The sequence below is a fragment of the Bacillus halotolerans genome (assembly GCF_001517105.1).
GTDB classification, from domain to species: domain Bacteria; phylum Bacillota; class Bacilli; order Bacillales; family Bacillaceae; genus Bacillus; species Bacillus halotolerans.
Genome location: NZ_LPVF01000001.1, coordinates 267050 through 290778, shown reverse-complemented (window position 1 = coordinate 290778; position 23729 = coordinate 267050). Strand labels below are relative to the sequence as shown.

26 protein-coding genes are annotated in these 23729 nt (G+C 47.0%); 6 read left to right on the top strand and 20 right to left on the bottom strand.

Annotated features, from left to right (window positions below; translation table 11 throughout):
• Positions 1–81: 81 nt before the first annotated feature.
• On the bottom strand, positions 82–2088 hold the full coding sequence (locus AU387_RS01335) for a penicillin-binding transpeptidase domain-containing protein (RefSeq protein ID WP_063623074.1): 2007 nt from the start codon (positions 2086–2088) through the stop codon (positions 82–84).
• A gap of 150 nt (positions 2089–2238) precedes the next feature.
• On the opposite strand from AU387_RS01335, the gene AU387_RS01330 reads away from it, so the two are divergent.
• Positions 2239–2529: an antibiotic biosynthesis monooxygenase family protein gene (locus AU387_RS01330; protein ID WP_024120249.1), complete on the top strand. Its 291-nt coding sequence runs from the start codon at positions 2239–2241 to the stop codon at positions 2527–2529.
• 2 nt (positions 2530–2531) lie between these two features.
• On the opposite strand, the gene AU387_RS01325 is transcribed toward AU387_RS01330, so the two are convergent.
• From AU387_RS01325 to AU387_RS01285, 9 genes are all read right to left on the bottom strand, one after another.
• On the bottom strand, positions 2532–2777 hold the full coding sequence (locus tag AU387_RS01325) for a YczI family protein (protein WP_010333057.1): 246 nt from the start codon (positions 2775–2777) through the stop codon (positions 2532–2534).
• A gap of 172 nt (positions 2778–2949) precedes the next feature.
• Positions 2950–3591, bottom strand: a complete 642-nt coding sequence (gene lipC / locus AU387_RS01320) for a spore germination lipase LipC (protein WP_059334506.1) — start codon at positions 3589–3591, stop codon at positions 2950–2952.
• 63 nt (positions 3592–3654) lie between these two features.
• The gene (locus tag AU387_RS01315; RefSeq protein WP_059334505.1) at positions 3655–4407 is read right to left on the bottom strand and encodes an IclR family transcriptional regulator; all 753 of its coding nucleotides are present in this window, start codon (positions 4405–4407) and stop codon (positions 3655–3657) included.
• Between the two features lie 16 nt (positions 4408–4423).
• Positions 4424–5431, bottom strand: coding sequence for a 5-oxoprolinase subunit C family protein (locus tag AU387_RS01310; protein ID WP_082687820.1), 1008 nt, complete (start codon positions 5429–5431; stop codon positions 4424–4426).
• A gap of 2 nt (positions 5432–5433) precedes the next feature.
• Positions 5434–6156: a 5-oxoprolinase subunit PxpB gene (gene pxpB / locus AU387_RS01305; RefSeq protein ID WP_044161831.1), complete on the bottom strand. Its 723-nt coding sequence runs from the start codon at positions 6154–6156 to the stop codon at positions 5434–5436.
• A 44-nt stretch (positions 6157–6200) separates the two neighbouring features.
• Positions 6201–6992: a putative hydro-lyase gene (locus AU387_RS01300; protein ID WP_059334503.1), complete on the bottom strand. Its 792-nt coding sequence runs from the start codon at positions 6990–6992 to the stop codon at positions 6201–6203.
• Positions 6993–6997: 5 nt separating this feature from the next.
• Positions 6998–8212 (bottom strand): NRAMP family divalent metal transporter, encoded by a 1215-nt coding sequence (locus tag AU387_RS01295; protein ID WP_044161836.1) that lies wholly within the window; start codon positions 8210–8212, stop codon positions 6998–7000.
• An 18-nt stretch (positions 8213–8230) separates the two neighbouring features.
• On the bottom strand, positions 8231–8998 hold the full coding sequence (gene pxpA / locus AU387_RS01290) for a 5-oxoprolinase subunit PpxA (protein ID WP_059334502.1): 768 nt from the start codon (positions 8996–8998) through the stop codon (positions 8231–8233).
• 204 nt (positions 8999–9202) lie between these two features.
• The gene (locus AU387_RS01285; protein WP_059334501.1) at positions 9203–9952 is read right to left on the bottom strand and encodes a Cof-type HAD-IIB family hydrolase; all 750 of its coding nucleotides are present in this window, start codon (positions 9950–9952) and stop codon (positions 9203–9205) included.
• Positions 9953–10084: 132 nt separating this feature from the next.
• Here AU387_RS01285 and AU387_RS20275 point away from each other — a divergent pair, with 132 nt between their 5' ends.
• Entirely contained in the window at positions 10085–10249 is a 165-nt protein-coding gene (locus AU387_RS20275) for a hypothetical protein (protein ID WP_024120240.1), read from the top strand.
• A gap of 35 nt (positions 10250–10284) precedes the next feature.
• On the opposite strand, the gene AU387_RS01280 is transcribed toward AU387_RS20275, so the two are convergent.
• Positions 10285–10677, bottom strand: coding sequence for a 3-hydroxyacyl-ACP dehydratase FabZ family protein (locus tag AU387_RS01280; protein WP_059334500.1), 393 nt, complete (start codon positions 10675–10677; stop codon positions 10285–10287).
• Positions 10678–10762: 85 nt separating this feature from the next.
• Here AU387_RS01280 and AU387_RS01275 point away from each other — a divergent pair, with 85 nt between their 5' ends.
• The gene (locus AU387_RS01275; protein ID WP_059291948.1) at positions 10763–11371 is read left to right on the top strand and encodes a dienelactone hydrolase family protein; all 609 of its coding nucleotides are present in this window, start codon (positions 10763–10765) and stop codon (positions 11369–11371) included.
• Here AU387_RS01275 and AU387_RS01270 read toward each other — a convergent pair.
• The 5 genes from AU387_RS01270 to AU387_RS01250 form a co-directional block, all read right to left on the bottom strand.
• Positions 11357–12421 carry a tartrate dehydrogenase gene (locus AU387_RS01270; protein ID WP_082687806.1) on the bottom strand — a complete coding sequence of 355 codons (1065 nt, stop codon included), beginning with the start codon at positions 12419–12421 and terminating at the stop codon, positions 11357–11359. The genes AU387_RS01275 and AU387_RS01270 overlap by 15 nt on opposite strands.
• Before the next feature lie 88 nt (positions 12422–12509).
• Positions 12510–13631: a mannitol-1-phosphate 5-dehydrogenase gene (locus AU387_RS01265; RefSeq protein WP_044161844.1), complete on the bottom strand. Its 1122-nt coding sequence runs from the start codon at positions 13629–13631 to the stop codon at positions 12510–12512.
• A gap of 1 nt (position 13632) precedes the next feature.
• A complete protein-coding gene (locus tag AU387_RS01260) occupies positions 13633–14064 on the bottom strand; it encodes a PTS mannitol transporter subunit IIA (protein ID WP_059291950.1) in 432 nt (143 codons plus the stop codon).
• 24 nt (positions 14065–14088) lie between these two features.
• Complete coding sequence (locus AU387_RS01255) at positions 14089–15522, bottom strand: PTS mannitol transporter subunit IIBC (protein WP_059334499.1); 1434 nt, start codon at positions 15520–15522, stop codon at positions 14089–14091.
• Between the two features lie 167 nt (positions 15523–15689).
• Complete coding sequence (locus AU387_RS01250) at positions 15690–16043, bottom strand: hypothetical protein (RefSeq protein ID WP_044161850.1); 354 nt, start codon at positions 16041–16043, stop codon at positions 15690–15692.
• A gap of 162 nt (positions 16044–16205) precedes the next feature.
• On the opposite strand from AU387_RS01250, the gene cutR reads away from it, so the two are divergent.
• Genes cutR through AU387_RS01235 form a run of 3 tightly spaced genes read left to right on the top strand, consistent with a single transcriptional unit; the run spans position 16206 to position 19072 of the window.
• Entirely contained in the window at positions 16206–16778 is a 573-nt protein-coding gene (cutR, locus tag AU387_RS01245) for a copper uptake transcriptional regulator CutR (protein WP_059334498.1), read from the top strand.
• A gap of 34 nt (positions 16779–16812) precedes the next feature.
• On the top strand, positions 16813–18438 hold the full coding sequence (locus AU387_RS01240; RefSeq protein WP_059334497.1) for a copper resistance CopC/CopD family protein: 1626 nt from the start codon (positions 16813–16815) through the stop codon (positions 18436–18438).
• A 13-nt stretch (positions 18439–18451) separates the two neighbouring features.
• Entirely contained in the window at positions 18452–19072 is a 621-nt protein-coding gene (locus tag AU387_RS01235) for a YcnI family copper-binding membrane protein (protein ID WP_059334496.1), read from the top strand.
• 42 nt (positions 19073–19114) lie between these two features.
• Here the strand turns inward: AU387_RS01235 and gdh are convergent, their stop codons facing one another.
• The 4 genes from gdh to gabT form a co-directional block, all read right to left on the bottom strand.
• Positions 19115–19900, bottom strand: a complete 786-nt coding sequence (gdh, locus tag AU387_RS01230; RefSeq protein WP_044161863.1) for a glucose 1-dehydrogenase — start codon at positions 19898–19900, stop codon at positions 19115–19117.
• A gap of 18 nt (positions 19901–19918) precedes the next feature.
• Complete coding sequence (glcU, locus tag AU387_RS01225; protein ID WP_024120228.1) at positions 19919–20782, bottom strand: glucose uptake protein GlcU; 864 nt, start codon at positions 20780–20782, stop codon at positions 19919–19921.
• Between the two features lie 125 nt (positions 20783–20907).
• Entirely contained in the window at positions 20908–22296 is a 1389-nt protein-coding gene (gabD, locus tag AU387_RS01220) for a succinate-semialdehyde dehydrogenase (RefSeq protein ID WP_059291955.1), read from the bottom strand.
• A gap of 70 nt (positions 22297–22366) precedes the next feature.
• Positions 22367–23680 (bottom strand): 4-aminobutyrate--2-oxoglutarate transaminase, encoded by a 1314-nt coding sequence (gene gabT, locus AU387_RS01215; RefSeq protein WP_059334495.1) that lies wholly within the window; start codon positions 23678–23680, stop codon positions 22367–22369.
• Positions 23681–23729 lie beyond the last annotated feature (49 nt).

Below are 23729 nucleotides of genomic sequence, written 5' to 3'. Positions count from 1 at the left end.
CTTTATAAACCGGGTTTTTGCCCCTTACTAGATCATTCGGCCTCAGACGCCCTTTTCCCTTTCACTCCCGTTAAAAAGGTTTTATTTCGATTGAAATTGCTTTTTTGCTTTTTCGACTACGTAGTGGCTGCCGCCGTGATCTTGAACATTTTGAATCATCATCGCGACAAGCAGGTCTTTGTTTTTATAGTCATAGCCGACGAACCAGCCATTTTCGGTGCCGTCTTTATCATCCTTTGATTTTTTCAGCTCGGCTGTTCCCGTTTTTCCAGCCACAGTAATTCCTTTTACGACAGGCTGATACGCTGACCCGCGCTCATCTTCGACTACACCTTTCAATCCTTTTGTAATATCGGCGGCTCCTTCTTTCGTGAGCACTTGTTTGTGCCAGACATCAGCGGTTTGTGAGTCTTTCTTGATAAGCGTCGGTTTCACAAGGTCTCCATTATCGACAAATGGCGTGTAAGCTGCCGCTAAGTGAAGCGGAGACATTTGCATTTGTCCCTGTCCGTAGCCTGTATCCGCAAGCAAAATGTCTGAGTCAAGCTTGTCGTTTGCGATTGACGATTGCTGGACTGGGAATTCAAATGGGATATCCTCTGCAAACCCAAATGTTTTCATGCCTTTTGTAAAGGTGTCCGCTCCCATATCGAGCGCGTTTTGCGCAAAGTAAATATTGTCTGATGTGATCAGGGCATGTTCTAAATCCACTTGCTCTAAGCTGTCAGACACTCGTGTAACAGAATAGCCACCCCAGCTTGAATCTTTCTGCCACTGTTTCCCTTTGATTGTTTTCTTCTCTGCGGCTTTAAGCGTGCCGTTTTTCAGGCCGATAGCAGCAGCGATCGGTTTAATCGTGGATCCTGGTGCATATGTTTTGTTGAATTTCGCAGAAAACGGGTTGTTTTTGTCTTCGTTTAGTTTTTTCCATTCTTTATCGCTCCATCCGAAGATAAATCCGTTTGGATCGTAAGAAGGCGCGCTGACAAGAGCCAGTGTTTCACCTGTCTGCGGCTGCAGTGCGACTGCCGCCCCGCTGTCATCCCTCAGCTCGTCATAAAGCTTTGTTTGCGTTTTGATATCAATTGTGAGATGTAAATCCTCGCCGTCTTTCGCTTTCGTTTCAGCGATAACTTCGCCGGTTTGCGGAACGTAGATTTTCCATCCTGTTGTGCCTCTGAGCTTGTCTTCATACACATTTTCAAGACCTGCGATTCCGATGTTTGACGTATCGCTGTATGTTCCGTCTTTCTTTTTCTTCAGTTCTTCCGCCGTAATCGCGCGAACGTAGCCTGTCAGATGGGCTGTTTTTTCGCCATACGGATAATAGCGCGAGCTGACATTTGTTCTTGTGACGCCTTTTAATGACGTCACTTCAGACACTAACTTTTCTTCGTCCGGTTTTACTTTTTTGACCGGCACGAATGAATCATCTTTGACCCAGCTTTGTTTCAGCTTCTGGTTGATGTCATCTTCAGTTACATCCAGTTTTTTCGCGAGCTCTTTTATGACTTTTTCTTTTTTATCGCCAAGTTCTCCGGGAATAATTCCGATTTCTGGAACATCTGTGTTGACGGCTAAGCCTTTCCCGTTTTTATCGTAGATTTGGCCGCGTTTCGGTTCAATGCTGGCGATTTGAACGGTTTTGTCATCAGCCAGCTGCTTGAAAATAAACGATGGGTCCCAATCTATATTCCATGACTCCTCGTCATCTGTTTTTTCTTTTTTCAGCACAGCGGTATTTTTAAAGCTGACTTTGCCCGCATTTGTGTCCATGCTGACTTTGTATGGGATGTGCTTCATCGTTTTATTGTCTTTATCATCCTCGTCCACTTTTCCCGCAGTGATTTTCAGATTTTTTACGCCTGCCTGCTCATAGATGGTTTTATATCTGCTGACGAAATCCTTTTTGGAGATTTCTTTTTTTACATCTTTGGTCAGGCTTTGATACATGTCATCGAATTGCTGATCGTTCCACTGTTTTACGAATGCTTCCATTCGGTCCTCTGGTGAATCTGTTTTGGAGCATCCGATTAATCCGATCAGCCCGATACATAGAAATAATAGTAGAATACACTTTTTACACATGACTTTCCCCTGCCTTCCACTTGTTATTTTCTCTTAAATGAATTAGTACGCGCAAGATTTTTTTGAAAATGAAGGAAAAGGTTCATCGATTTTGAAGAAATCTCCTTTCGTTTCCTGTAAACTATTTGAAAAGAGGAAAGAAGGGATCGCATGGTCAGAGAAGCAGCTATGCTTCATATTAAAGAGGGGCTTGAACAAGAATTTGAGGACGCGTTCCGGCTGGCGGCGCCGATCATTGCCGGAATGAAGGGCTATATCACACATTCTTTATCAAAATGTATGGAAGAAACACATAAGTACCTGCTGCTCGTAGAGTGGGAAACGCTTGAGGACCACACTGAAGGCTTTCGCGGGTCTTCCGAGTACAAAGAGTGGAAAGCCTTGCTGCATCGGTTCTATACGCCGTTCCCGACGGTTGAGCATTTTCTGGATGTATCATAGATTTATATCATATAAAGCGTAAAACCGATGAGAGAAACAGACCAAACGAAAACGGCAGTATAGATGTTAAATGCTCCTGAGCTGTCGTTTTCTTTTTTGCGTTCTTCAAGCCCCTGAATAAACATGACAGCTCCCAGAAAAACGAGCATGACCGATTGGATAACAGAGGTGTGTTCCGTATAGTTAAAAGCGATAAGCGCCAGTATGATAATGATAACCGCAAAAGACATTTTAAAAATGCGAAACAAAAGGACCATCCTTCCTTATATACGAAATATTGAGCGTTATGCCTATATTTGCCTTTGCCCTCCATTATTCTAGCGCACTTTTTTTGTATATAGAACATGAGACGGGGAAATTTAAGTTTCTTTTAATATTTGAATTCATATAAAAAAACGCGCTAGTGATTAGGCGCGTTTTTTATGAAACTGATAATTCACGATAACCTATTCCTTGGAGCACTTCGGCCATTGCCTGATAGCCATTGCTATTCGGATGGACACCGTCGAAAGACAGGTATTCCTGCTCTTTCCCTTTAAAGACACTGTAAACGTCAGCGATTTTCACATGAGGCGCTGATGCCAGCGTTTTCAAATGCGAATTAAATGAAGTAATCCATTGATCAGCAATGCCAATGCTGGGAAACGGGTTGTATAAATTAAAAACACGGATGGCGTAAGGTGATGGATCTGCCCCTTTGATGTTGGCGATTTGGGCAATCATCTTTTCAAAATTCTCATGACAATGCGCGGACGCACGTCTGAAAATCGTTTCATCCTGAGAAGATTGATAGGATAATACAGATTCAATGAGATCATTTCCGCACCCTGTGATCGTAATCATATCAGCGGCTTGAATTTGTTTTTGCACATAGGGATATGACAGGAGCCCGAGGATTTCCTCTGTATCAAGGCCGGATTTGGCGAAAACCGATACGGCTGTTTTTGATTTCAGATCGGCTTCCATCATGTCTCTGAAGCGCTGGACAAATCCTGCAGAAAACAGCCCTGATCCTCTCCCCGTCGTTAAAGAATCTCCGAGCGCTGTATACTGAAGCACCATGATTTTTCCTCCACTCATGAACGTCGATACGTTAATGTACGCAGCAGAGAAAAGATCGGCTACTTACGGATACCCTATTTTTCTGGAAATCTGTAAAGCGGCTTGTTTTACCTTTTCCGTTAAGTACGGCAGCCTGTCTTCTGTAAATCTCGCTTCAAACCCTGCAATACTGATGCCGGCCGCCACCTGGTGATGATGGTTAAAAATCGGCGCGCCAATAGCGGCCGTATAGTTTTCGAGTTCTGAATAGCTGACGGTATAGCCATTTTGCACCGAGGTCTCAATCGCCTCAAGAAGCTTTGACGGTTCTGTAATGGTCCCTGAACCGATCGGAATGAGCTCTGTCTGTTTGATATACGCTTCAATTTCTTCACGGGGCAGAAAAGATAAAATACTCCGGGCACATGCCCCGGCATACAGAGGAGAACGCCGGCCGATTGCAGTGTAAAGGCGAACGGTCTGTGTCCCTTCAATCTTCTCCACGTAGATCGCTTCATTTCCGTCCCTCATGATCAAATGAACGGCTTCATCTACTTCACGGCAAAGCTCTTCCATCACAGGCTTGGCTATTTTTCTGATATCGAGTCTGTCCGCGACAAGCTGTCCGAATTCCAAAAACACCAGGCCAAGCGTATAAACGCCGTATGGGTCTCGATTGAGGAATCCCATTTCTTCCAGTGAGCTGACCATTCGGTGAACAGAGGTTTTCGGCATTCCTGACAGGGAAACGAGTTCGCTTAAAGTAAGGCTTGGTTCATGCAAAAACAAATTGAGCAGCGCCATAGATTTCACTACGGTTTTGTTTTTATTCTGCATCATTCCACCCCCTTTGTTATATCAGCCATTCCATTTTCATTCTTGTTTTCATTTCTTTTAGATGCGCTTCCCGTTCAATGAAAAGCGCTTCCGCTTCTTGAAGGGATACAGGCTCAAATTGGACGTGCTCACCCGGCATAATTTGCGAGGCAATCGGAAGATCAGCTGAAATGATGTGAGCGATCCTCGGATAGCCTCCCGTCGTCTGCCGGTCTGCAAGCAGGATAATCGGATTGCCGTCAGGCGGCACCTGAACTGTTCCAAATGTAACCGCCTCTGACACCATCTCAAGCGGCGCCTTCAATTCAAGCGGTTCTCCTTTGAGCCTGTAGCCCATACGATCGGACTGCGGAGTGACACGAAACGTTTCTTCATAAAACCGCGTTTTCGATTCTTCTATGAAAAAAGAGAATTGTTTTCCTTCCAGCACTCGGATCACCGGATTCTTTTTTAACGGCAGAAATCTGTATCGGCTGACTGACCAATTCGGCGCCGCAAACCCTCGCTGACCAAGGTGCTGGCTCAAGCGGGAGACGATGGTTTTCGAAAGAGATGACATCTCTCCGATCGACAGTTCATCTTCCTTCTGAAGCGCTCTTCCGCGAAATCCGCCGATGCCCGCTCTGACATACGTGCTTTTGCTTCCCATCACAGCAGGTACATTGAAGCCGCCGGCTGTCGCTATATAAGCGCGGCTGCCGAGTTTGCAGGGGCCGAAGGTGACCGTGCTGTTTCCCTTAACGAGCACAGGTTTCCAAAGAGGCGCTTCCTCATCATTCACACGCAGGGTAAAGTCCGCTCCTGTTACGGCAATCAGCATTGGTTCTGACACATAAAGCGACGGGCCGGGACCCATCAGCGTAATTTCAAGGCCGGCTTCTTTTTCGCTGTTACCGATCAGCAGATTGGCAATTCGAAGCGACACCGTGTCCATGGCGCCGCTTGCCAGCACGCCGTATTTTTGATACCCCGTTCTGCCTATATCCTGAACCGTTGTGAGCAGTCCGGGCTTTAACACTTTCATGCTCAATTGGACTCCTCCTTATAGGCGTGATAGTCATCCTCTGAGATGCGGACGAATGTAACAATATCTCCTGCTCTTAATAACGTTGGCGGGTTTTCCTGCGGCCGGAATAGAGCCAGCGGCGTTTTGCCGATCAGCTGCCAGCCGCCCGGTGTCGAAATCGGATAAACGCCTGTTTGCAGTCCCGCAATTCCGACTGAACCGGCGGGAATCGATGGTCTTGGCGATGATTTCCTTGGAGCTGCAATGCGTTTGGACATCCCGCCTAAGAAAGGAAACCCCGGTGCAAAGCCCAGCATATACACCGCATATTCACCGCCTGTATGAATCTCAATGACCTCTTCGGGTGTCAGATGATTGATCTTCGCCACCTCTTCTAAATCAGGCCCGAATTCACCGCCATAGCAGACGGGAATTTCAATGACGCGGCGGCTGCTTTCATAATCAGCCGTTAATTCTCCGAGCCGCTCATGAACATCGTGTTTCACCTTCTCAAAAGGCGAGCTGATGCCTTGAGGCAAATGCTTATACACTTCATACATATCATAAAATACGGTAAGACTCGTAAAAGCCGGGATACATTCAATGAATCCCGGAAACGGCTGTTCTTCTATATAAGCGGCAGCGGCATGGACAAGACCGTTTACTTGCTCGCTTATTTCTTCTCCAAATCGGATCATCATTGCAGAATCACCGAGCTGTTCGATTTGTAATCGTTCAGTCATCTTTCTCACCTCGTTTATTTCTCGTTCATCTGGAGGACGAGAGGTTACAGCACCGCAAGCGACTCGTCTCGAATATCTGTGATGAGCATATGCCCCGGCGCATGTGTGATGACTATTTCAGGTTTTACATTCATAGCCACAGCTTGCGGAGTTACCCCGCATGCCCAAAATAGAGGAACCTCGCCTTCACGAACAGAAACGGCATCTCCGAAATCTGGATTGCTCAAATCCTGTATGCCGATCGCTTTTGGATTGCCGATATGAATCGGTCCTCCGTGCACAGCCGGAAAACGCGATGTCACCTGTGCGGCGCGTACAGCGAGCCGTTCAGGAACCGGTCTCATACTGACAACCATCTGTCCATGAAACGGCCCCGCCGGAACACAATTTATATTCGTTTTGTACATCGGAACGTTCGTCCCCTCTTCGATATGTCTGACGGGTATTCCATTATTGATCAGCGCTTGTTCAAAAGAGAAACTGCATCCGATTAGAAAGCCGACAAAATCGTCCTCCCAGTAGGACGTAATATCAGATACCTCATCTGTCAAAACACCGTGCCTGTAAATACGGTATTTCGGAAAGTCCGTTCTGATATCCGCATCCGGCGCTGCAAGCGACGCCACAGGCGAACCGGATTCCGTCACATCCAGCACCGGACAGGGTTTTGGATTCCGCTGGCAAAACAGCAGAAAGTCAAATGCCAAATCTTTTTTCAAAATCACAAGGTTCGCTTGAGCATAGCCGCCGGACATTCCGGCGGTCGGCCCGTTTATTTGTCCCTCTCGTATAAAGGCGCGCACATCTCTTGGCGCCATCTTGTTCAAATGATCCACTCTTATCAGCCCCACAATTGAGGAAGTTGTGTAAATAACGTGTAGACGCCCATAATCGCCATGACGATGACAACCAGTGCACCTGAGCCTGTCAGCCAAAGCGGATGCTTATAATCACCGACAATGTTTTTCTTATGCGCGGCAATAAGCAGCGTTCCAAGCGCGATCGGCAGAATCAAACCGTTCAGAGATCCGACAAGCACGAGAATTTTCGCCGGCTGGCCGATGGTGACGAAGGCTAATGTAGAAACGACAATAAATCCGATAATAATGCCGCGTGAATTCTTTTCAATTTTTGGAGAAAAGGTTTTAAAAAACGAAACAGATGTATAAGCGGCCCCGATAACAGACGTAATGGCCGCTGACCACATGATCAATCCGAAGATTTTATAACCGACATTTCCCGCTGCCAGCTGGAACACAGAGGCCGCCGGGTTGCTTTCGTCAATGTGCAGGCCTTTTGAAACAACGCCGAGCACAGCTAAGAAAAGGGCGATCCGCATGATAGATGTAATTAAAATGCCGATAACTGAGCTTTTTGTCACCTGGGGGATGGATTCCTTGCCTTTAATCCCTGCATCAAGCAAACGATGTCCGCCGGCAAATGTGATATATCCCCCGACGGTTCCGCCGACTAATGTGACAATTGCAAATATACTGATATGTTCAGGGACAAACGTGTTAGCCACAGCCTGTCCGACCGGCGGCGCTGTGGTGACCGCAACAAAGACAGTTAAAATAATCATGACAAAACCCGCGATTTGCGTAAAACGGTCCATCGCTTTTCCTGCTTCCTTGATGACAAAAATCAGAATGGCGATGACGGCGCTGATTAAGGCGCCTGTTTCTGGTGTAATACCGAACAAGACTTGAAGTCCGAGCCCAGCCCCTCCGATATTCCCGATATTAAAGGCAAGTCCGCCAAGCACGACAAGAATGGCGATAAAATATCCCAGTCCGGGAAGCACCATATTCGCAATCTCCTGGCCCCTTTTTCCTGAGACCGCAATGATGCGCCATACGTTGGTTTGAGCAAAGATATCCAAAATAATAGAAATGAAAATAACAAAACCGAAGCTTGCTGCGAGTGTGTTTGTGAATGTTGCGGTTTGTGTCAGGAATCCCGGGCCGATTGCTGATGTCGCCATTAAAAAGGCGGCCCCCATCAGCAATGACCAGCTGCCCGTTTTTTTCCCTGCTGTTTTTTTCTGCTGCTCCATCTATTTTCCTCCTTCTGATTACTTCTGCGCTGAAATAGGAGTCACTTCGATTCCGGCCGCTTTAAGCTCTTTTCGTATTTTTTGCGCAAACGTCAGCGCATGGGCACCGTCTCCGTGAATGCAAACCGTATCTGCTTTTAAGGACACATCATGTCCTTGCTGGGATTTGACCGCTCCCTCTTTTACCATTTTGATCACCTGGCTGACAGCGGCATCATCGCTTTCAATCAGCGCATCAGGCTGAGAACGCGGTGTCAGTGTGCCGTCCGCTTGGTATGTTCTGTCGGCGAACACTTCACTTGCTGTTTGAAGCCCGATCCGTTCTCCCGCTTTTACAAGCTCGCTCTCAGCAAGGCCGAAAAGAGTCAGTCCTGGATCTACCTTGCAGACAGCTTTTGCAATGGCGTCCGATAGCTTCTGATCGACTGCGGCCATATTGTACAAAGCGCCGTGCGGCTTGACGTGCTGCATGTGAAGTCCTTCCGCTTTTAAAAACCCTGACAAGGCGCCAATTTGATAAACCACAAGATCATATGCTTCCTCTGGAGAAATCGCCATATTTCGGCGGCCGAAGCCGAGCAAATCCGGGAGTCCCGGGTGAGCGCCGATTTTCACGCCTTTTTCAGCAGCAAGGGCAACTGTTTTCCGCATGACACTTGGATCCCCTGCATGAAATCCGCATGCGACATTCGCTGAAGTGACAAACTCTAAAATATCTTGATCAAGACCTATCGTATAGGCTCCGAAGCTTTCCCCTAAATCACAATTTAAATCAACTTGAAACACAGAATCCCTCCTGCCAAGCAAACGATTGCTTTATGTATTTTATTGTTCCGAAATTCGGAACGACTATTCCGAATTTTTGAACTTTATTTCATTATATTCAATCATATCAGTTTGTGAAATAACTTTGTTAGAAAACCTACCATGGTCCTAGAAGAAAATCTCCCTGATAAAAAAGAAAAGAGTCCTTATCTCAGGACTCTTTTCTTATAGTACCCAATGGCGTATCGCTTTAGCGACGCCATCTTCTATATTTGTATCAGTGATCCAATCAGCCGTTTCCTTCACGACGTCTTGGGCATTGCCCATCGCTACGCCCAGCCCGGCTTCTTTGATCATCGCGATATCATTCAGGCTGTCGCCCATCGCCATGACATTTTCCATCGTAAAGCCGAGTTTTTCAGAAACCTTCGCAAGGGCTGCGGCTTTGTTGATGCCGAGCGCGTTGACCTCGATGTTTGTCGGGCTTGAGTTTGTAATTTCGAGCTCTTTATTTTTTCTGAGCTCCGCCAGCACTTCGTTTCGGATGTCGTCATCTTCTATGTCAAATCCGAATTTAAGCCATTCATGATCAGTGATGTTTTCCGGGAACTCGCCTCTCCACACTTTGTTAACAGTTGAAGCCCAGAAATTAGTGTTGTGCTTATTCCGCAAATCCCACATCATTTTGATGTGATCCGTGTGGAGCAGCTTGCGTTCCACTAAATTAAAATTCGAATCCCAGATTTCACTTCCGTTAGCCGTGATTAAAAAAGACGACAGCTTCAGCGACTCAGCCAGCTCCCGGCACGTCATCAGCGTCCGGCCCGTACTGATGACCACGTAGACGCCTTTATCCTCCGCCTTACGAATCGCGTTGCGGTTTTCGTCTGAAATCAGCTGCTCGTCATTCAGCAGTGTTCCGTCCATATCAATAGCAATCAGCTTGATATTCACATCTTCTCTTTGAACAGACATATATGTACCTCTCTTTATCTTTTAGTTGTTCTGGTTCTATTCTAATACATTATACCCAGCGGAACAAAACAGCCCTTTCACATGTTTCAAGTGGAGACATTAGAGGAAAACAAATGGTGAGGTGATAAAAATATGAAAGAGAGAAAACAGCAGAACCGCCCTAATGAAAACCCCGAACATAATGACTTGACCGATCCGATACCGAATGAAGAGCTGAAGGAAAACATGAATGATGAGAAACAGAAGCGGCAGCAACGAGATGACTCACAAAGCGAACGGGATTACGATACGAAATAATAGAACCCCTCACAAATCGTAGTGAAGGGTTTTTTTCATGTTTCAATATAGATGCCGATTTCAGCTTCAGCAACAGGCTGCCCGCCCACTGACGCCTTGGCATGTCCAAACACAAACCCGCGCCGGTTGCGCGTGACTTCAAACGTAAGATCAAGCCGGTCACCGGGTATGGCCGCGCCCAGCTTTTCCGCTTTCTTCACGGAAGACAATAAGCCCAAGCTGTTCTCATCTGTAATCCCTGTAAAAGCTGCGGTTTGCGCAAGCGCTTCAATCACAAGTGAAAAAGGCATTTCTGTTTGCGTGTCAGTGATAAACCAGTCGTTCTCACTGACCAGCTTATAAGCAGCTGCATGCTTGCCGGGCTCGCTTTCCGTCACGCCGTCAATTAATAAAAACGGATAACGGTGAGGCAAAGATAATAAGTTCATTCTATTTCTCCTTTTTTTGACCATTATATATCAGCCTAAAGCTGAACGATAGGATATAATGGAAAAAATACAAAAGGAGACCGTTATGCCCCAAAAACCGCTCGTCATTCTCGCACACGAAATATACGGTGTAAACAGCCATATGAAAAAAATCGCCCGCCTGATCAAAATGGCTGGATATGATGTGATGACACCTAACCTGCTCGGTGATGGTGAAGTTTACAGACCGCAAGAGGAAAAAACCGCATACGAACAGTTTACAAAACTTGAACGGCTGAAAACAGGAGAAATCATCATTCAAAACTTGATTAGGCAAAACGCGGGACGACGCATTTTTGTGATCGGGTTCAGCGCAGGAGCAACGATCGCATGGAAATGCAGCAGTATGCCTGAGGTGAGCGGAGCTGTATGTTATTACGGTTCCCGGATACGCGATTGCCTTGATCACATTCCTTCCTGCCCGGTTCTATTGTTTTTCCCTTCATATGAACCGTCGTTTGATGTTGCTCTTCTCGTCAAAAAACTGCGGGAAAAACAGCATCACGATTTGGAGATTTATCAATTTGATGCTCTTCACGGCTTTGCCAATCCTGATTCGGTTTATTTTGACAGGGCAATCTTCTTCAAAACGCTTTCCATCATAAAAAACGAGGCAGAAAGTCTGCCCCGCTCTGTTCTATCAAAGTTTTCTTAAACGCACACAAATTTCGTCAGTGACCTCTTCCGTCGTGCTTTGTCCGCCAATGTCGCGTGTTTTAATGCCGTCAGCCGTGACTCGTTCCATCACATTGAGGATCTTTGCCCCCAGTTCTTCCTCTCCGAAATGGTCAAGCATCAGCTTCGCTGTCCAAATCTGGCCGATTGGGTTGGCAAGGCCTTTGCCGGCAATATCCGGAGCTGAGCCATGAACCGGTTCGAACATGGATGGGTACTTGCCGGACGGGTTAATGTTCGCAGACGGCGCAATGCCAATGCTTCCCATCAGGCTCGAGCTGATGTCGGTTAAAATATCACCGAACAGGTTGCTTGCCACAATGACATCAAACGTTTCCGGACGCGTCACAAAAAAAGCGGCCAACGCATCAATATGCTGGGATGACGTTTCGATTCCGCTGTAATCAGCCGCAGTCTGTTGAAAGACTTCATCCCAAAACGGCATCGCGTGATAAATGCCGTTGGACTTTGTTGCGCTTGTCACATGACCGCGCCGTTTTTTCGCCAATTCGAAGGCAAAACGCATGACACGTTCTGTCGCTTTTCTCGTAAACACGGCATTCTGGATGGCGATTTCATCGTCACCCCTGTGAATGCGTCCGCCGACTTCACTGTATTCACCTTCACTGTTCTCGCGAATCACCACTAGATCAAAATCGTTCGGATGCCGCAGAGGCGACGTGATGCCGGCCATTTGTTTGGCTGGTCTCATATTAATGGAAAGCTCAAGCTCTCTCCTGATCTTCAGCAGCAGACCCCATAAGGAAATATGATCGGGAACCAGTTTCGGATTTCCGACCGCTCCCAAGAAAACCGCTTCAAATTGAGTGAGCGTATGTATTCCGTTCTCAGGCATCATTTCGCCGTGCTCCATATAATAGTCACAGCTCCATGGAAATGACGTAAATGAGAATGACAAACCTCCGTGAACCTCAGCTGCTGTGTGAAGCACTTTCTCAGCAGCGGCTACAACCTCTTTTCCTACTCCGTCTCCCGGTATTGCCGCAATCTCGAATTGTTTCATCGTCATTCTCCTCCCCCTGTTATCGTAAGCGTTTTCTATTATACTAGATTGCGAGATGGTAAAAAAAGCCCGTGACGTATAGTCACGGGTCCGGTTATTGATTCAATTTCTTTAAAACGATGGCATGCAGCGGTTCATGAGACGGAATACCGCACACCTCGTGAAGCACTCCGCTGTATCCTTTTTCCGCGATCAGCGCTTGCAGCTCGACCGCTTCCGGATCACCGGCAAAGTCGAATCGCAGTGCCGCAGCAATGCCTTCTGCCAGCGCATTCGGCTCTTTGATTTTCTTCGCCGGACCTACAAGCCTGTCATTTTCTCCAAGCTTTCTGAGCGGCGATCTCGCCACACGGGTCACATCGTCGGTGATGAATTCATTTTCAAAGCGGCCGATGATCTTTTTAATATATTGCTCGTGTTCTGATTGCTTAAATCCATACGTTTTAATGAGATAATCACCGGTTTCAAGCAGCGCCGAGTGAACAACACGGCGGATTTCCGGATGATCGATCGCTTCTTTTATCGTTTTTAATCCGCGCTGATAGCCGACATAGGCCGTTACAGCATGGCCGGTATTAACGGTAAACAGCTTTCGTTCGATGTACGGCGTTAAATCATCAACAAACAGCGCCCCTTTTATTGCCGGTGTTTCCCCTATAAAGCCTGATTCGTCGATGACCCATTCAAAGAACGGCTCAACCGACACTTTGAGCGGATCTTCATGATGCTGAATCGGCACGATCCGGTCAACCGCGGAATTCGGGAATCCGACAGTGTTGCCGACAGCCTCCTGCTCCGCCTCTGTTAAGTGGCTGTATACTTCTTTTTTTAAGAAGCTGCTTCCGCCAATCATATTTTCACAGGCAATGATATTCATTGTGTCGGCAGAGCTTCTTCGTCTTAAGCCTTCTGCGATAGACGGGGCAATCAGCTTCAATACATTCGGGCCGACAGCCGTCGTGATGAGCGCCGCCTCATTGATCAGCCGATACAGCTCCTCCGGCTGGCTGCCGCTGTTGATGGCGCTGACCGGGCCGATCACCTCTGATGAACGCCCTTCTTCTGCGAGTTCAACAGTGTATGCCCGTTTTTCATTAAGGAGGCCGACCATCGTGTCATTTACATCCGCAAACACCACTTCATAGCCGGAGTGGTGAAGCAGCGCACCGATAAAGCCCCTCCCGATATTTCCCGCACCGAAATGTAAGGCAATCATGCTAGTTCACCTCGTTGAAAATCGCGATCAAATCTTCTTCGCTTTTCGCAGAAATCAGGCGTTCAATGTTTTCTTCTTCTGAGCAGATGATGGCGATGTTAGACAAAATGTCTAAATGCTCGTTATTTTTTCCGGCAATGCCGAATACGACTTTGGCTGTGTTTCCTTCTCCATACTCTACTCCGCCAGGAATTTGAATGATTGAAATCCCTGAGTGAAGCACTTCGCTTTTGGCATCTTCTGTGCCATGGGGGATGGCAATAAAATTCCCCATAAAGGTAGAAGATGTTTCTTCCCGTTCAAACATTTTTTCAATATAATCGTCTGTCACGTAGCCGTTGTCAATCAGCGTTTGGCCCGCCAATCTGATCGCTTCTTCTTTTGTTGCAACCGTTTGATTGAGTTTGATGTTTTCTTTTGCGAGTACTTGCATGAGTATCACTCTCTTTCTATGAGATTACTTTTTTAGCTTTTCAATAAGCTCGTCATATTTCGGACTGTTTAAGAAGTTATCCACTGATAAGTGCGTCGCATTCGGCAGCTTTGCCTTTGCTCGATCTGTTAAGTCTTTGTGGGTAATGACAATATCCGCATCGCTCGGCAGATTGTTAATCGCCGTGTTGGTCACGCTGATATCCAGGTCTGCTTTTTTGACTTTGTTTCTTAAAATCGAAGCCCCCATCGCGCTCGAGCCCATTCCGGCGTCACATGCGAAAATAATGTTATTGACGCTTTCAGGAGACAGCTCAGACGCTTCCTCAGCTTTTGCTTGTTCTGCCTCTAAAGCAGCGGCAGCTTGGCTTTTCTTCCCCTTCATGGACTGCATTTTTTCTGTTGCGGCTGCGAGGTCTTCTTCGCTTGCTTTCGAAGACTTCAGGATCACAGCTGACACGATGAACGAAACGGCTGCAGCAACCAATACGCCTGCCAATACGCCGAAGTATCCGCCTCTTGGCGTCATGGCCATCAATGCGATAATGCTGCCTGGTGACGATGCTGCGACCAGACCGGCGTTAAACATAGAGAACGTTAGGAGTCCGCTTGCTCCGCCTGCAATCGCTGCCAGAATCAATGCCGGCTTCATTAAAATGTACGGGAAGTAAATTTCGTGAATCCCCCCGAAGAAATGAATAATTGCCGCTCCAGGAGCCGTTGATTTTGAAGATCCTTTTCCAAAGAACATATACGCGAGCAAAATGCCGAGCCCCGGTCCAGGGTTTGCTTCTACTAAAAACAGAATTGACTTTCCGGTATTGGCTGCCTGTTCGATTCCAATCGGGCTTAAGATACCGTGGTTGATCGCGTTATTTAAGAACAAGACCTTCGCCGGTTCCACGAAAACGCTTGCAACAGGCAGCAAGTTAGCGTGTACAATGACCTCTACACCGGCCGCCAGTAATTTATTTAACGTCAGAACGACTGGGCCGATCGCATAAAACGCGAGAATCGTTAAAGCCGCGCCGACAATTCCTGCCGTAAAGTTGTTAATCAGCATCTCAAAGCCTTGTTTTACTTTATCCTTGAATAATTTATCAGTTTGCTTAATGAGATATCCGCCCAGCGGCCCCATTATCATCGCGCCTAGAAACATCGGAATATCCGACCCGACAATTACTCCGATTGCCGCCGTCGCACCGACGACTCCGCCGCGGTGGTCGTAAATCATTTTTCCGCCTGTATACGCTATCAAAAGCGGCAGTAAATACGTAATCATCGGGCTGACCAGCGTATTCAGCTGCTCATTCGGAAACCATCCCGCCGGAATAAACAAAGCGGTAATGATGCCCCACGCGATAAACGCGCCGATATTCGGCATGATCATACCGCTTAAATAACTGCCAAAGCGCTGAACTTTCACTTTCATGCCGCCTTGCTGCTGTTCTTGCTGCATATATAAACCCTCCCTGTTTTGTTTGTCGCTAAAAGAATGATAATGTCAGAGAATGATGCTTCCCTTTGACTCTATATTAAAACGCTTACAGTGTGTGCACAATTGAAAGTAAAGAGGACTTTGGCACATGGGTGTGACAATTTTTTAAAAATAAAAAGGCTCCTGTTTTAGGAGCCTTTTCTCTTTCCTCTATAAATAATCTTTCCGTTTTGAATCACATACTTCGCGATCATCCGTTCACTCACAATAAATACAGGATAGGCGCACACAAGCGCAAAAACAGCCATCGGCACATGCTGAACGGCCGGAATCATTGAGCCTGCCGCATTGCGAAGGAGCATCAAAAGATAAATAAGCAGCACGATGAGTGCCAAAGACACAATCATAATCGGAGCTGATACTTTATATTCGTAAAGCCGTTCCCGGCAGTGACCGCAGCGAAATTGGCACGGGACATTTGACGATCTGACCATGTCGCCTGTCAAAGGTTTGCCGCAGTTCGGGCATACTGTTTCTTTCATATGGTATTTTCACTCTCCATTCATATGTCCATTATACCAGAGACCCTTCTGTTTCGTTTTGTTACTGTTCAACACATTTTCACATTTTTTATCACCAGCATACTTGTCTCGGTCTTTGAAATCCTCTACGCTTAAGAAGATCTTAATGAAGGGGATGTATGAATGCTTCCGATTAATAGACAGCAGCACATACTTGAGTGGCTGAAAAAAGAAGGCGCGCTCAGAATTTCTGATATCAGTCAACGGTTCGGTGTGTCAGAAATGACAGTATACAGAGATGTGAATCAGCTTGTCCAATCAAACCAGGTGATAAAAACGGCCGGCGGCATCACGCTCCCAGTCCGTGCGCCTCAGGCTGATCATACGTGCAGCTATTGCCTAAAGCCGGCCAATCAGGCTTATTCGGTCCAGCTGATCACGGTGACACAAGACATTGAACAGCTGTGCTGCGCACATTGCGCGTTTTTGCGGTATGCAGATAAAACGGAAGAGGTTTCTCATTTGATTTGCAAAGACTTTCTGTTACAAACTACGGTCAGTGCCGCTTCGGCTTATTTTGTTGTAAACGCTGAATTAAATCTGCACTGCTGCCAGCCGCAGGCCATACCGTTTGCGACTCTTGACCATGCTGAACGTTTTCAAAAAGGCTTTGGCGGAACCGTCCGCACCTTCGATCAAGCGCTGGAAGACATGCTGAGAGACAGAAAAAAGCACTGCACCTGCACCAAGAAATAACACAATATAATTAGCGGAAGGTGGTGTCTGAGTAATGCAACGAAACAGATGGTGGATCATCCTTCTGCTTTTTCTTGTTTTCCTGCCGAAAACAAGCTTTGCTCACGCCTATATTGTCAAATCTTCACCCGGAGAAAACAGTGAATTAAAAAGCGCTCCCGCACAGGTGGAAATTGAATTTAATGAACCGGTTGAAGAGGGCTTTCACTACATTAAAGTCTATAATTCAGACGGCGACCGGGTGGATACGGACAAAACAGAAATCAAAAAAGACAACAATCACATCATGACCGTGAAGCTGAAAAAGAATCTGCCTCATGACGTGTACAGAGCGGAATGGAATGCCGTTTCGGCAGACGGGCACCCTGTTTCCGGCGTCATCCCGTTCAGCATCGGAAAAGCGGATGGAGGATTCAGCAGCCAGAAAACATCAGGCTCAGCCCTGAAGCCGGGAACAGCTGCAGACCGCGCCATTCTGTATACAGCCTTTTCTCTGTTTATCGGGACCATTTTCTTCCATCTCTTTTGGTATAAAGGGGACGGAAAAAAACTCGCCAAACGGACAAAGCGTTTGCTTGTCATCTCAGTCACTGTGCTGGGGCTGGCGCTCCTGCTTCAGCTTCCGATACAGACAAAAGCGAATGCAGGCGGCGGCTGGGGCAATGCCTTTCAGCCGGGGTACATGAAGGAGACGCTGTTTGAAACCGCGGGAGGCACAATTTGGATGATTCAGGCCGTGCTGTATGTACTGCTTGTCCTGTCTGCCGTCCCAGTGTTACGCAAAAAGCGTTTTGCGTCCTTCGCATATTGGACGGCGCCGCTCATTTTCTTTTTCGGTCTCCTGCTTGCCAAAGCATTTACCGGACATGCCGCTGTTGTTGAAGAAAAGACAGTCGGTATCCTGATGGATTTCCTTCATTTATCGGCCGCCTCCATCTGGGTCGGCGGAATAGCGGCCATCGTTTTACTGCTGTCACAGGAGTGGAGACAGCCGGACAAAACGCTTGCTTGGGAGACCGTAAAACGGTTCTCTCCATGGGCGCTCACAGCAGTCGGTGTCATTTTGTTCTCGGGCTTGCTCAATGGATTTTTCATCATTCGGTCAATGGACTCACTGTTCCATACGGCGTATGGCCAAGCCTTGTTAGTCAAAAGCGGACTGTTTGTTTTGATGCTGATTCTGGGCGGTATTCATTTTCTGCTCACCAGAAAACGGCAGGGGTCCAAAATCACCCGCACGCTAAAAGCGGAATGGGCAATCGGCATCGCTGTCCTGATCACAGCTGCCGTATTTACAAGTCTGCCAAGTCCGCCTGAGCCTGCACCGGAACCGTTTTATCAAACCAAAGCGATTGAAAACGGGCAAAGTGTTTCTCTCAGCATCAGCCCGAACCAGCCCGGCAAAAACGAGTTTGAACTCAGGGTTACCGATCATAACGGAGACCCAGTAAAAAACATTCAGCAAATCACCTTGTCCGTTTATAAAACGGGACTGTCAGGCAATAAAAACAAAAGCACGTTTCAATTGAAGGAAAAAACAGATGGCATCTTCCAGACTGAAAACCTGTCCATTAATGAAAAGGGAAACTGGAAGATCAAAGTCCACGGACTGACCGGCGACTTTAACGAAATCAATATCATGTTTACAAAGACAAATTAAAGGAGTGTTTGAGTTGTTGAAAAAAATCGCATTCACACTATGTCCAGCTGTTATCGGCTCTCTTTTATTCTTTACGGCGCCTGCCAGCGCGCACGTGTCTGTAAAACCGGCTGAATCCGCCACAGGATCATGGGAGACCTACACAATGAAAGTTCCTTCCGAAAAAAATCAGCCGACAACAAAGGTTGTTTTAAAAATGCCAAAGAATGTTGAGTTCCAGCAATACGAACCGGTTCCTGGCTGGAAGGTGTCTACTGCCAAACACGACGACAAATCAGTGTCCGTGACGTGGGAGGCCACTGACGGAGGCATTCAGGAAGGCCAGTTCCAGCAGTTTACCTTTGTTGCCAAAAACCCTGATAAAGCGGAGGAAGCCGCTTGGGATGCCTATCAATATTACAAAGACGGCAGCATAGTTGAATGGACAGGCGATGAAGATGCGGATACGCCTCATGCCATTACAAAAATCACCGAAGCCAAAGAAGTAACAGATGAGCATGGCGCCACTCAAACGAAAGATGATTCTGCTTCTGCAGACTCAGGTTCATCGGCTCTTGATATCACAGCGATTGTGCTGTCTGCGGCAGCCATTATTTTATCTGTTGCAGCTCTAGTAAAGAAAAAGCGTGCCTAAAGAAAAAGCGATCCAGATGAGTTCTGGGTCGCTTTTTTTGTTTTATCCGCGTCCTGCCTGGAAGGAAGGGTATTGTGTCATACCGCCGTCCGCGAATAACGTAATGCCTGTGACGTAGCTGGCTTCCTTCGAAGCAAGCCAGGCTGCCACTGCCGCAATTTCCTCCGGTTCACCGATATATCCCATCGGAATCATGCTTTCTACATCTGCTCTCTGCTTAGGATCAGCAAATTTTTCAGCATTGATTGGCGTGTTGATCGCGCCTGGCCCGATATTGTTGACACGAATGCCTTTCGGCGCATATTCCAATGCCAATGTTTCCGTCATCAGCTTGATTCCGCCTTTACTTGCCGCATAGTGAACAAATAATGGCCACGGAATCACTTCATGTACGCTCGACATATTAATGACATTTCCTTTTATATCGTTTTCAACAAAATATTTAATCGCTTCACGGCTTCCTAAAAAGGCGCCCGTTAAGTTCGTGCTGATGACTTTTTCCCAATCCTTGAGCGGCATTTCATGAGACGGCACGGGATTTTCAAGACCGGCATTATTAATCATAATATCGAGTGTGCCGAACTCTTTAATCGCTGTTTGAACGATATTTTTCACATCTTCCTCTTTCGTTACGTCTCCTTGGACGACAATGGCTTCACCGCCCGCCTTGATGACCTCTTCTTTTACCTCGTTTGGATCCTGTTTATTACTGTAATAGTTGATGACCACTTTCGCCTGCTCCTTGCCGAAGCGAATGGCCATTGCCTTTCCTAATCCTGAAGCAGCTCCTGTGATAGCGACGACTTTTCCTTTTAAATCCGGATACATATTCATCCTCCTTAGCTGTTATGAATTCGTTTTGGCGATTCCTAAAAATACGGCAGCCGCAATAATCAGTGCAATCCCGATCGCAATCGCAATCAGCTGGCGTTTTGATTTCTTTTCACGCAGGATGAAAATACCGCCAAGCGTCGAGATGACAATTCCCATTTGAGAGAGAGAAAAGCTTGTGGCAACGCCGACTTTCGGCTGAGAAATAAACAAAAACATATTTCCCCCTGCCCAGATTAAGCCCGGGAGAATATTTCTGATGGCATACTTGTTGAAGGGCTTGTGCTTATAGGTTAAAATGACCCCTCCAATGACCATCCCGATCGCCTGCGGCAACAGGGCGGACCATCCAGATACATTAAATAGTCTTGCGACAACGACATAAATCAAATAACCCAATGTCGAGACCAGAAGGATTAAAATGCCCTTTTTTAAGTTGCTCGGCTCTCCATCTTTTTTGTCTTTCTTATCTTCTAATGACGTGAGAACGATACCGACAATAATAAAGATAAGAGCAAGGACTCCAAGTGTAATCGAAATCGGTGTTGACCACTCTCGGAAAACAATGACGCCGAACAGTGAGGTGGAAACAAGCTGCATCCCTGTGGAAATCGGCATCGTTTTGGACACACCCATTAACTGAATGCTTTTGAGCTGGTTGCTCTGCCCAAGTGACCAAAATAAGCCGGATATAATTCCAACGATAAAAATGCGCATGGACAAGACGGGTTGGACAAACAAATAAATAACGATAGAAACAATTAACGCCCCGATCGTCGTTCCCAGTGTTTGGCTGTACGGCCCGCCGCCTAATTTAACATTGAAGAGAACAATGCTCCCCCAAAACAAAGCCGGGAGAAGAGCCAGAAATAAATCCATTGTTGGGGAACCTTCTTTCAAAATGTATTTGCTGTTATTTTGGCTGGAATTGATGTGTTTATTCGCTGAAACAAAAAAAGAGCTGCCGGATCTTCCGGCAGCTCTTCAGGAGCATATCGTTTCGTTTATAAACCGATGGACATATATTTTGTTTCAAGGTATGGTTCAATACCTTCTGAACCGCCTTCACGGCCGATTCCGCTTTCTTTCATTCCGCCGAAAGGAGCTTGAACCGCGGACGGTCCTCCGTCATTCCAGCCGATAATTCCGTACTCAAGGTTCTCGGAAATATAAATGCCGCGGCGGTAATTTTCTGTGAAGAAATAAGCTGCTAAGCCGTACGGTGTATCGTTGGCGAGCTCAATTGCTTCATCAATATCTGTAAAAGTGACGATTGGCGCAACAGGGCCGAATGTTTCCTCGTGCATGATATTCATGGACGTATCGACGTCAGCGAGCACTGTCGGATTGACAAAGTAGCAGCCTTTATCATCGTTTCGTTCATAAGTGCCCCCAGCGACAACCTTCGCTCCTTTTTCAACCGCATCATCAATTTGGCTGACGATTTTTTCAAAGCCCCTTTTGTTGATAATCGGACCGACGTTTACGCCTTCCTCAAGTCCATTTCCAACCTTCAGCTTCGATACTTGCTCGCTCAGTTTTGCAGCAAATTCATCTTTGATGGATTCATGAACGATCAGGCGGTTAGCACATACGCATGTTTGGCCCGCGTTTCGGTATTTAGACACCATTGCCTGTTCAACAGCAAGATCAATGTTTGCATCTTCATCCACAATCAGCGGGGCATGTCCGCCGAGCTCCATGGATACGTGTTTCACAGTATCAGCGCTGTTTTTCATCAGGATTTTCCCTACAGGTGTTGATCCTGTAAAGGTGATTTTGCGGATTTTCGGACTGCTTGTAAAAACGTTTCCGATCTCCTCGCCATCACCGATGACAACCTGAAGCACGTCTTTTGGAATACCCGCTTCGTATGCGAGGCGTGCAAGTTCATAGGCTGACAGCGGTGTATCAGGCGCCGGCTTGATAATAAACGTACAGCCGGCAGCAAGAGCAGGCGCCGCTTTACGTGTAATCATCGCATTTGGAAAATTCCAAGGCGTAATCGCGGCAACTGGGCCGACTGCCTGGCGTGTCACGACAATTCGTTTTCCGGTTGTCGGAGCCGGAACGGTTCTTCCGTACACACGCTTCGCTTCCTCCGCGAACCATTCGATATAACCGGCGCCGTACAGCACCTCCCCGACAGCTTCCTGGTACGGTTTTCCGTTTTCCTTCGTAATTAAATCTGCAAGTTCTTCTTTATGTTCAACGATTAGCTCATACCACTTTTTCAAAAGAGACGCTCTTTCGTTCGCTGATGTTTTAGACCATGATGTAAACGCTTGATGTGAACGTTCAATGGCTTCTTCTACTTCTTTGGCTGATTGCTGAGGAATCGTTTTGATCGCCTCGCCTGTAGCCGGGTTGTAGACCGTTAATTGATCTGGCATATTGAACATTCCTTTCTATTCTTGGATTTACTTAAAATGATAGCAGACCCGTGTGTTCTCTTTCCAATGATTAAGCTCGCAGACCTGCTTCCACAATGTGGATCCCTTCATTCAGAAGGTCATCTGAAATAACCAGCGGCGTCAGGAAGCGGATGATATTGCCGTTGATACCGGCAGTCAGCAGCAGCAATCCGTTTTGATTCGCGTACGCTGCGATGGCTGCCGCTTTCGCTTTATCAGGTTCACGTGTTTCAGGGTCTTTGACGATCTCGATTGCTGCCATCGCCCCAAGTCTGCGGATGTCACCGATAAACGGGTATTCTGTTTGCCATTCAAGCGCTTTTTCTTCAATGATCCTGCCGATTTCCTCAGAACGTTCATTCAAGCCTTCTTCTTCAATAATGTCCAAAACAGCCAATGCCGCCGCGCACCCAAGCGGACTTCCCGCATACGTGCCGCCGAGCTCTCCGGGCGCCGCCGCATCAAGCATTTCCGCGCGTCCGATCACACCGCTTAACGGCAGCCCAGCCGCAAGAGATTTCGAAACCGTGATCAGGTCTGGCACGACATCAAAGTGCTCGATCGCGAAATAAGTGCCCGTTCTGGCAAATCCGGTTTGAATTTCATCGGCTACAAAGACGATGCCGTGTTCTTTACAGAAGGAAGCGACGTGCTGCACAAACCGTTTAGAAGGAATAATGAATCCGCCTTCTCCCTGCACCGGCTCCATCACAACACACGCTACCGTTTCAGGAGCAACTGCTGCGATAAAGAAGTCATTAAACGCTTGAATGACCATATCGTCATATGCATCATCACTCAGTCCGGCAGGCTTCTGATAATAATACGGAAACGGCGCCTGGTATACTTCTGATGCAAATGGGCCGAAACCGAATTTGTACGGCTTTACCTTGCTTGTCATGCTCATTGTCATATTCGTGCGTCCGTGGAACCCGCGTGTAAACGAGACAACGCCTTGGCGTTTGGTATACTTTCTGGCGATTTTCACAGCGTTTTCCACCGCTTCCGCTCCGGAATTGAGGAAAATCGCTTTTTTCTCATGAGTGCCCGGCGCAATGCCGCAAAGCTTTTCAGCTAATTCAATATAAGACGGATACATCATGACGTTAAAGCCCGGATGGATCAGCTCCTCTGCCTGCCTCTTCACAGCTTCTACCACCTTCGGATGCGAGTGTCCGACGTTTAAAGTTCCAATAGCGCCAGCAAAATCAATAAATCTCCGGCCGTCCAAATCATACAGCTCTGCTCCCTCTCCTTTTACCGCCAGGCTGCGGTTTCCGTTGCTCACACCTTTTGAGACAAATCGGTCCCGTTTTTGCTGCCACTCTGCTGTAGTGAAAGTTGATGCCGTTGTTTGACTCATGTGAATCCCCCCACTGTCATTATTTTCTTACCATTCTCACTTCTTTTTG

Coding starts and splice junctions, on each gene's coding strand:
- glcU (WP_024120228.1), bottom strand. CDS start 20,782: ATGGATTTATTTCTGGCTCTTCTCCCGGCTTTGTTTTGGGGGAGCATT.
- gabD (WP_059291955.1), bottom strand. CDS start 22,296: ATGCCAGATCAATTAACGGTCTACAACCCGGCTACAGGCGAGGCGATC.
- AU387_RS01315 (WP_059334505.1), bottom strand. CDS start 4,407: ATGCAGAATAAAAACAAAACCGTAGTGAAATCTATGGCGCTGCTCAAT.
- AU387_RS01240 (WP_059334497.1), top strand. CDS start 16,813: ATGCAACGAAACAGATGGTGGATCATCCTTCTGCTTTTTCTTGTTTTC.
- pxpB (WP_044161831.1), bottom strand. CDS start 6,156: ATGACTGAACGATTACAAATCGAACAGCTCGGTGATTCTGCAATGATG.
- AU387_RS20275 (WP_024120240.1), top strand. CDS start 10,085: ATGAAAGAGAGAAAACAGCAGAACCGCCCTAATGAAAACCCCGAACAT.
- AU387_RS01250 (WP_044161850.1), bottom strand. CDS start 16,043: ATGAAAGAAACAGTATGCCCGAACTGCGGCAAACCTTTGACAGGCGAC.
- AU387_RS01280 (WP_059334500.1), bottom strand. CDS start 10,677: ATGAACTTATTATCTTTGCCTCACCGTTATCCGTTTTTATTAATTGAC.
- cutR (WP_059334498.1), top strand. CDS start 16,206: ATGCTTCCGATTAATAGACAGCAGCACATACTTGAGTGGCTGAAAAAA.
- AU387_RS01265 (WP_044161844.1), bottom strand. CDS start 13,631: ATGATTGCCTTACATTTCGGTGCGGGAAATATCGGGAGGGGCTTTATC.
- AU387_RS01295 (WP_044161836.1), bottom strand. CDS start 8,212: ATGGAGCAGCAGAAAAAAACAGCAGGGAAAAAAACGGGCAGCTGGTCA.
- gabT (WP_059334495.1), bottom strand. CDS start 23,680: ATGAGTCAAACAACGGCATCAACTTTCACTACAGCAGAGTGGCAGCAA.
- AU387_RS01335 (WP_063623074.1), bottom strand. CDS start 2,088: ATGTGTAAAAAGTGTATTCTACTATTATTTCTATGTATCGGGCTGATC.
- gdh (WP_044161863.1), bottom strand. CDS start 19,900: ATGTATCCGGATTTAAAAGGAAAAGTCGTCGCTATCACAGGAGCTGCT.
- AU387_RS01275 (WP_059291948.1), top strand. CDS start 10,763: ATGCCCCAAAAACCGCTCGTCATTCTCGCACACGAAATATACGGTGTA.
- AU387_RS01260 (WP_059291950.1), bottom strand. CDS start 14,064: ATGCAAGTACTCGCAAAAGAAAACATCAAACTCAATCAAACGGTTGCA.
- lipC (WP_059334506.1), bottom strand. CDS start 3,591: ATGGTGCTTCAGTATACAGCGCTCGGAGATTCTTTAACGACGGGGAGA.
- AU387_RS01330 (WP_024120249.1), top strand. CDS start 2,239: ATGGTCAGAGAAGCAGCTATGCTTCATATTAAAGAGGGGCTTGAACAA.
- AU387_RS01255 (WP_059334499.1), bottom strand. CDS start 15,522: ATGCAGCAAGAACAGCAGCAAGGCGGCATGAAAGTGAAAGTTCAGCGC.
- AU387_RS01285 (WP_059334501.1), bottom strand. CDS start 9,952: ATGTCTGTTCAAAGAGAAGATGTGAATATCAAGCTGATTGCTATTGAT.
- AU387_RS01270 (WP_082687806.1), bottom strand. CDS start 12,421: ATGACGATGAAACAATTCGAGATTGCGGCAATACCGGGAGACGGAGTA.
- AU387_RS01310 (WP_082687820.1), bottom strand. CDS start 5,431: ATGAAAGTGTTAAAGCCCGGACTGCTCACAACGGTTCAGGATATAGGC.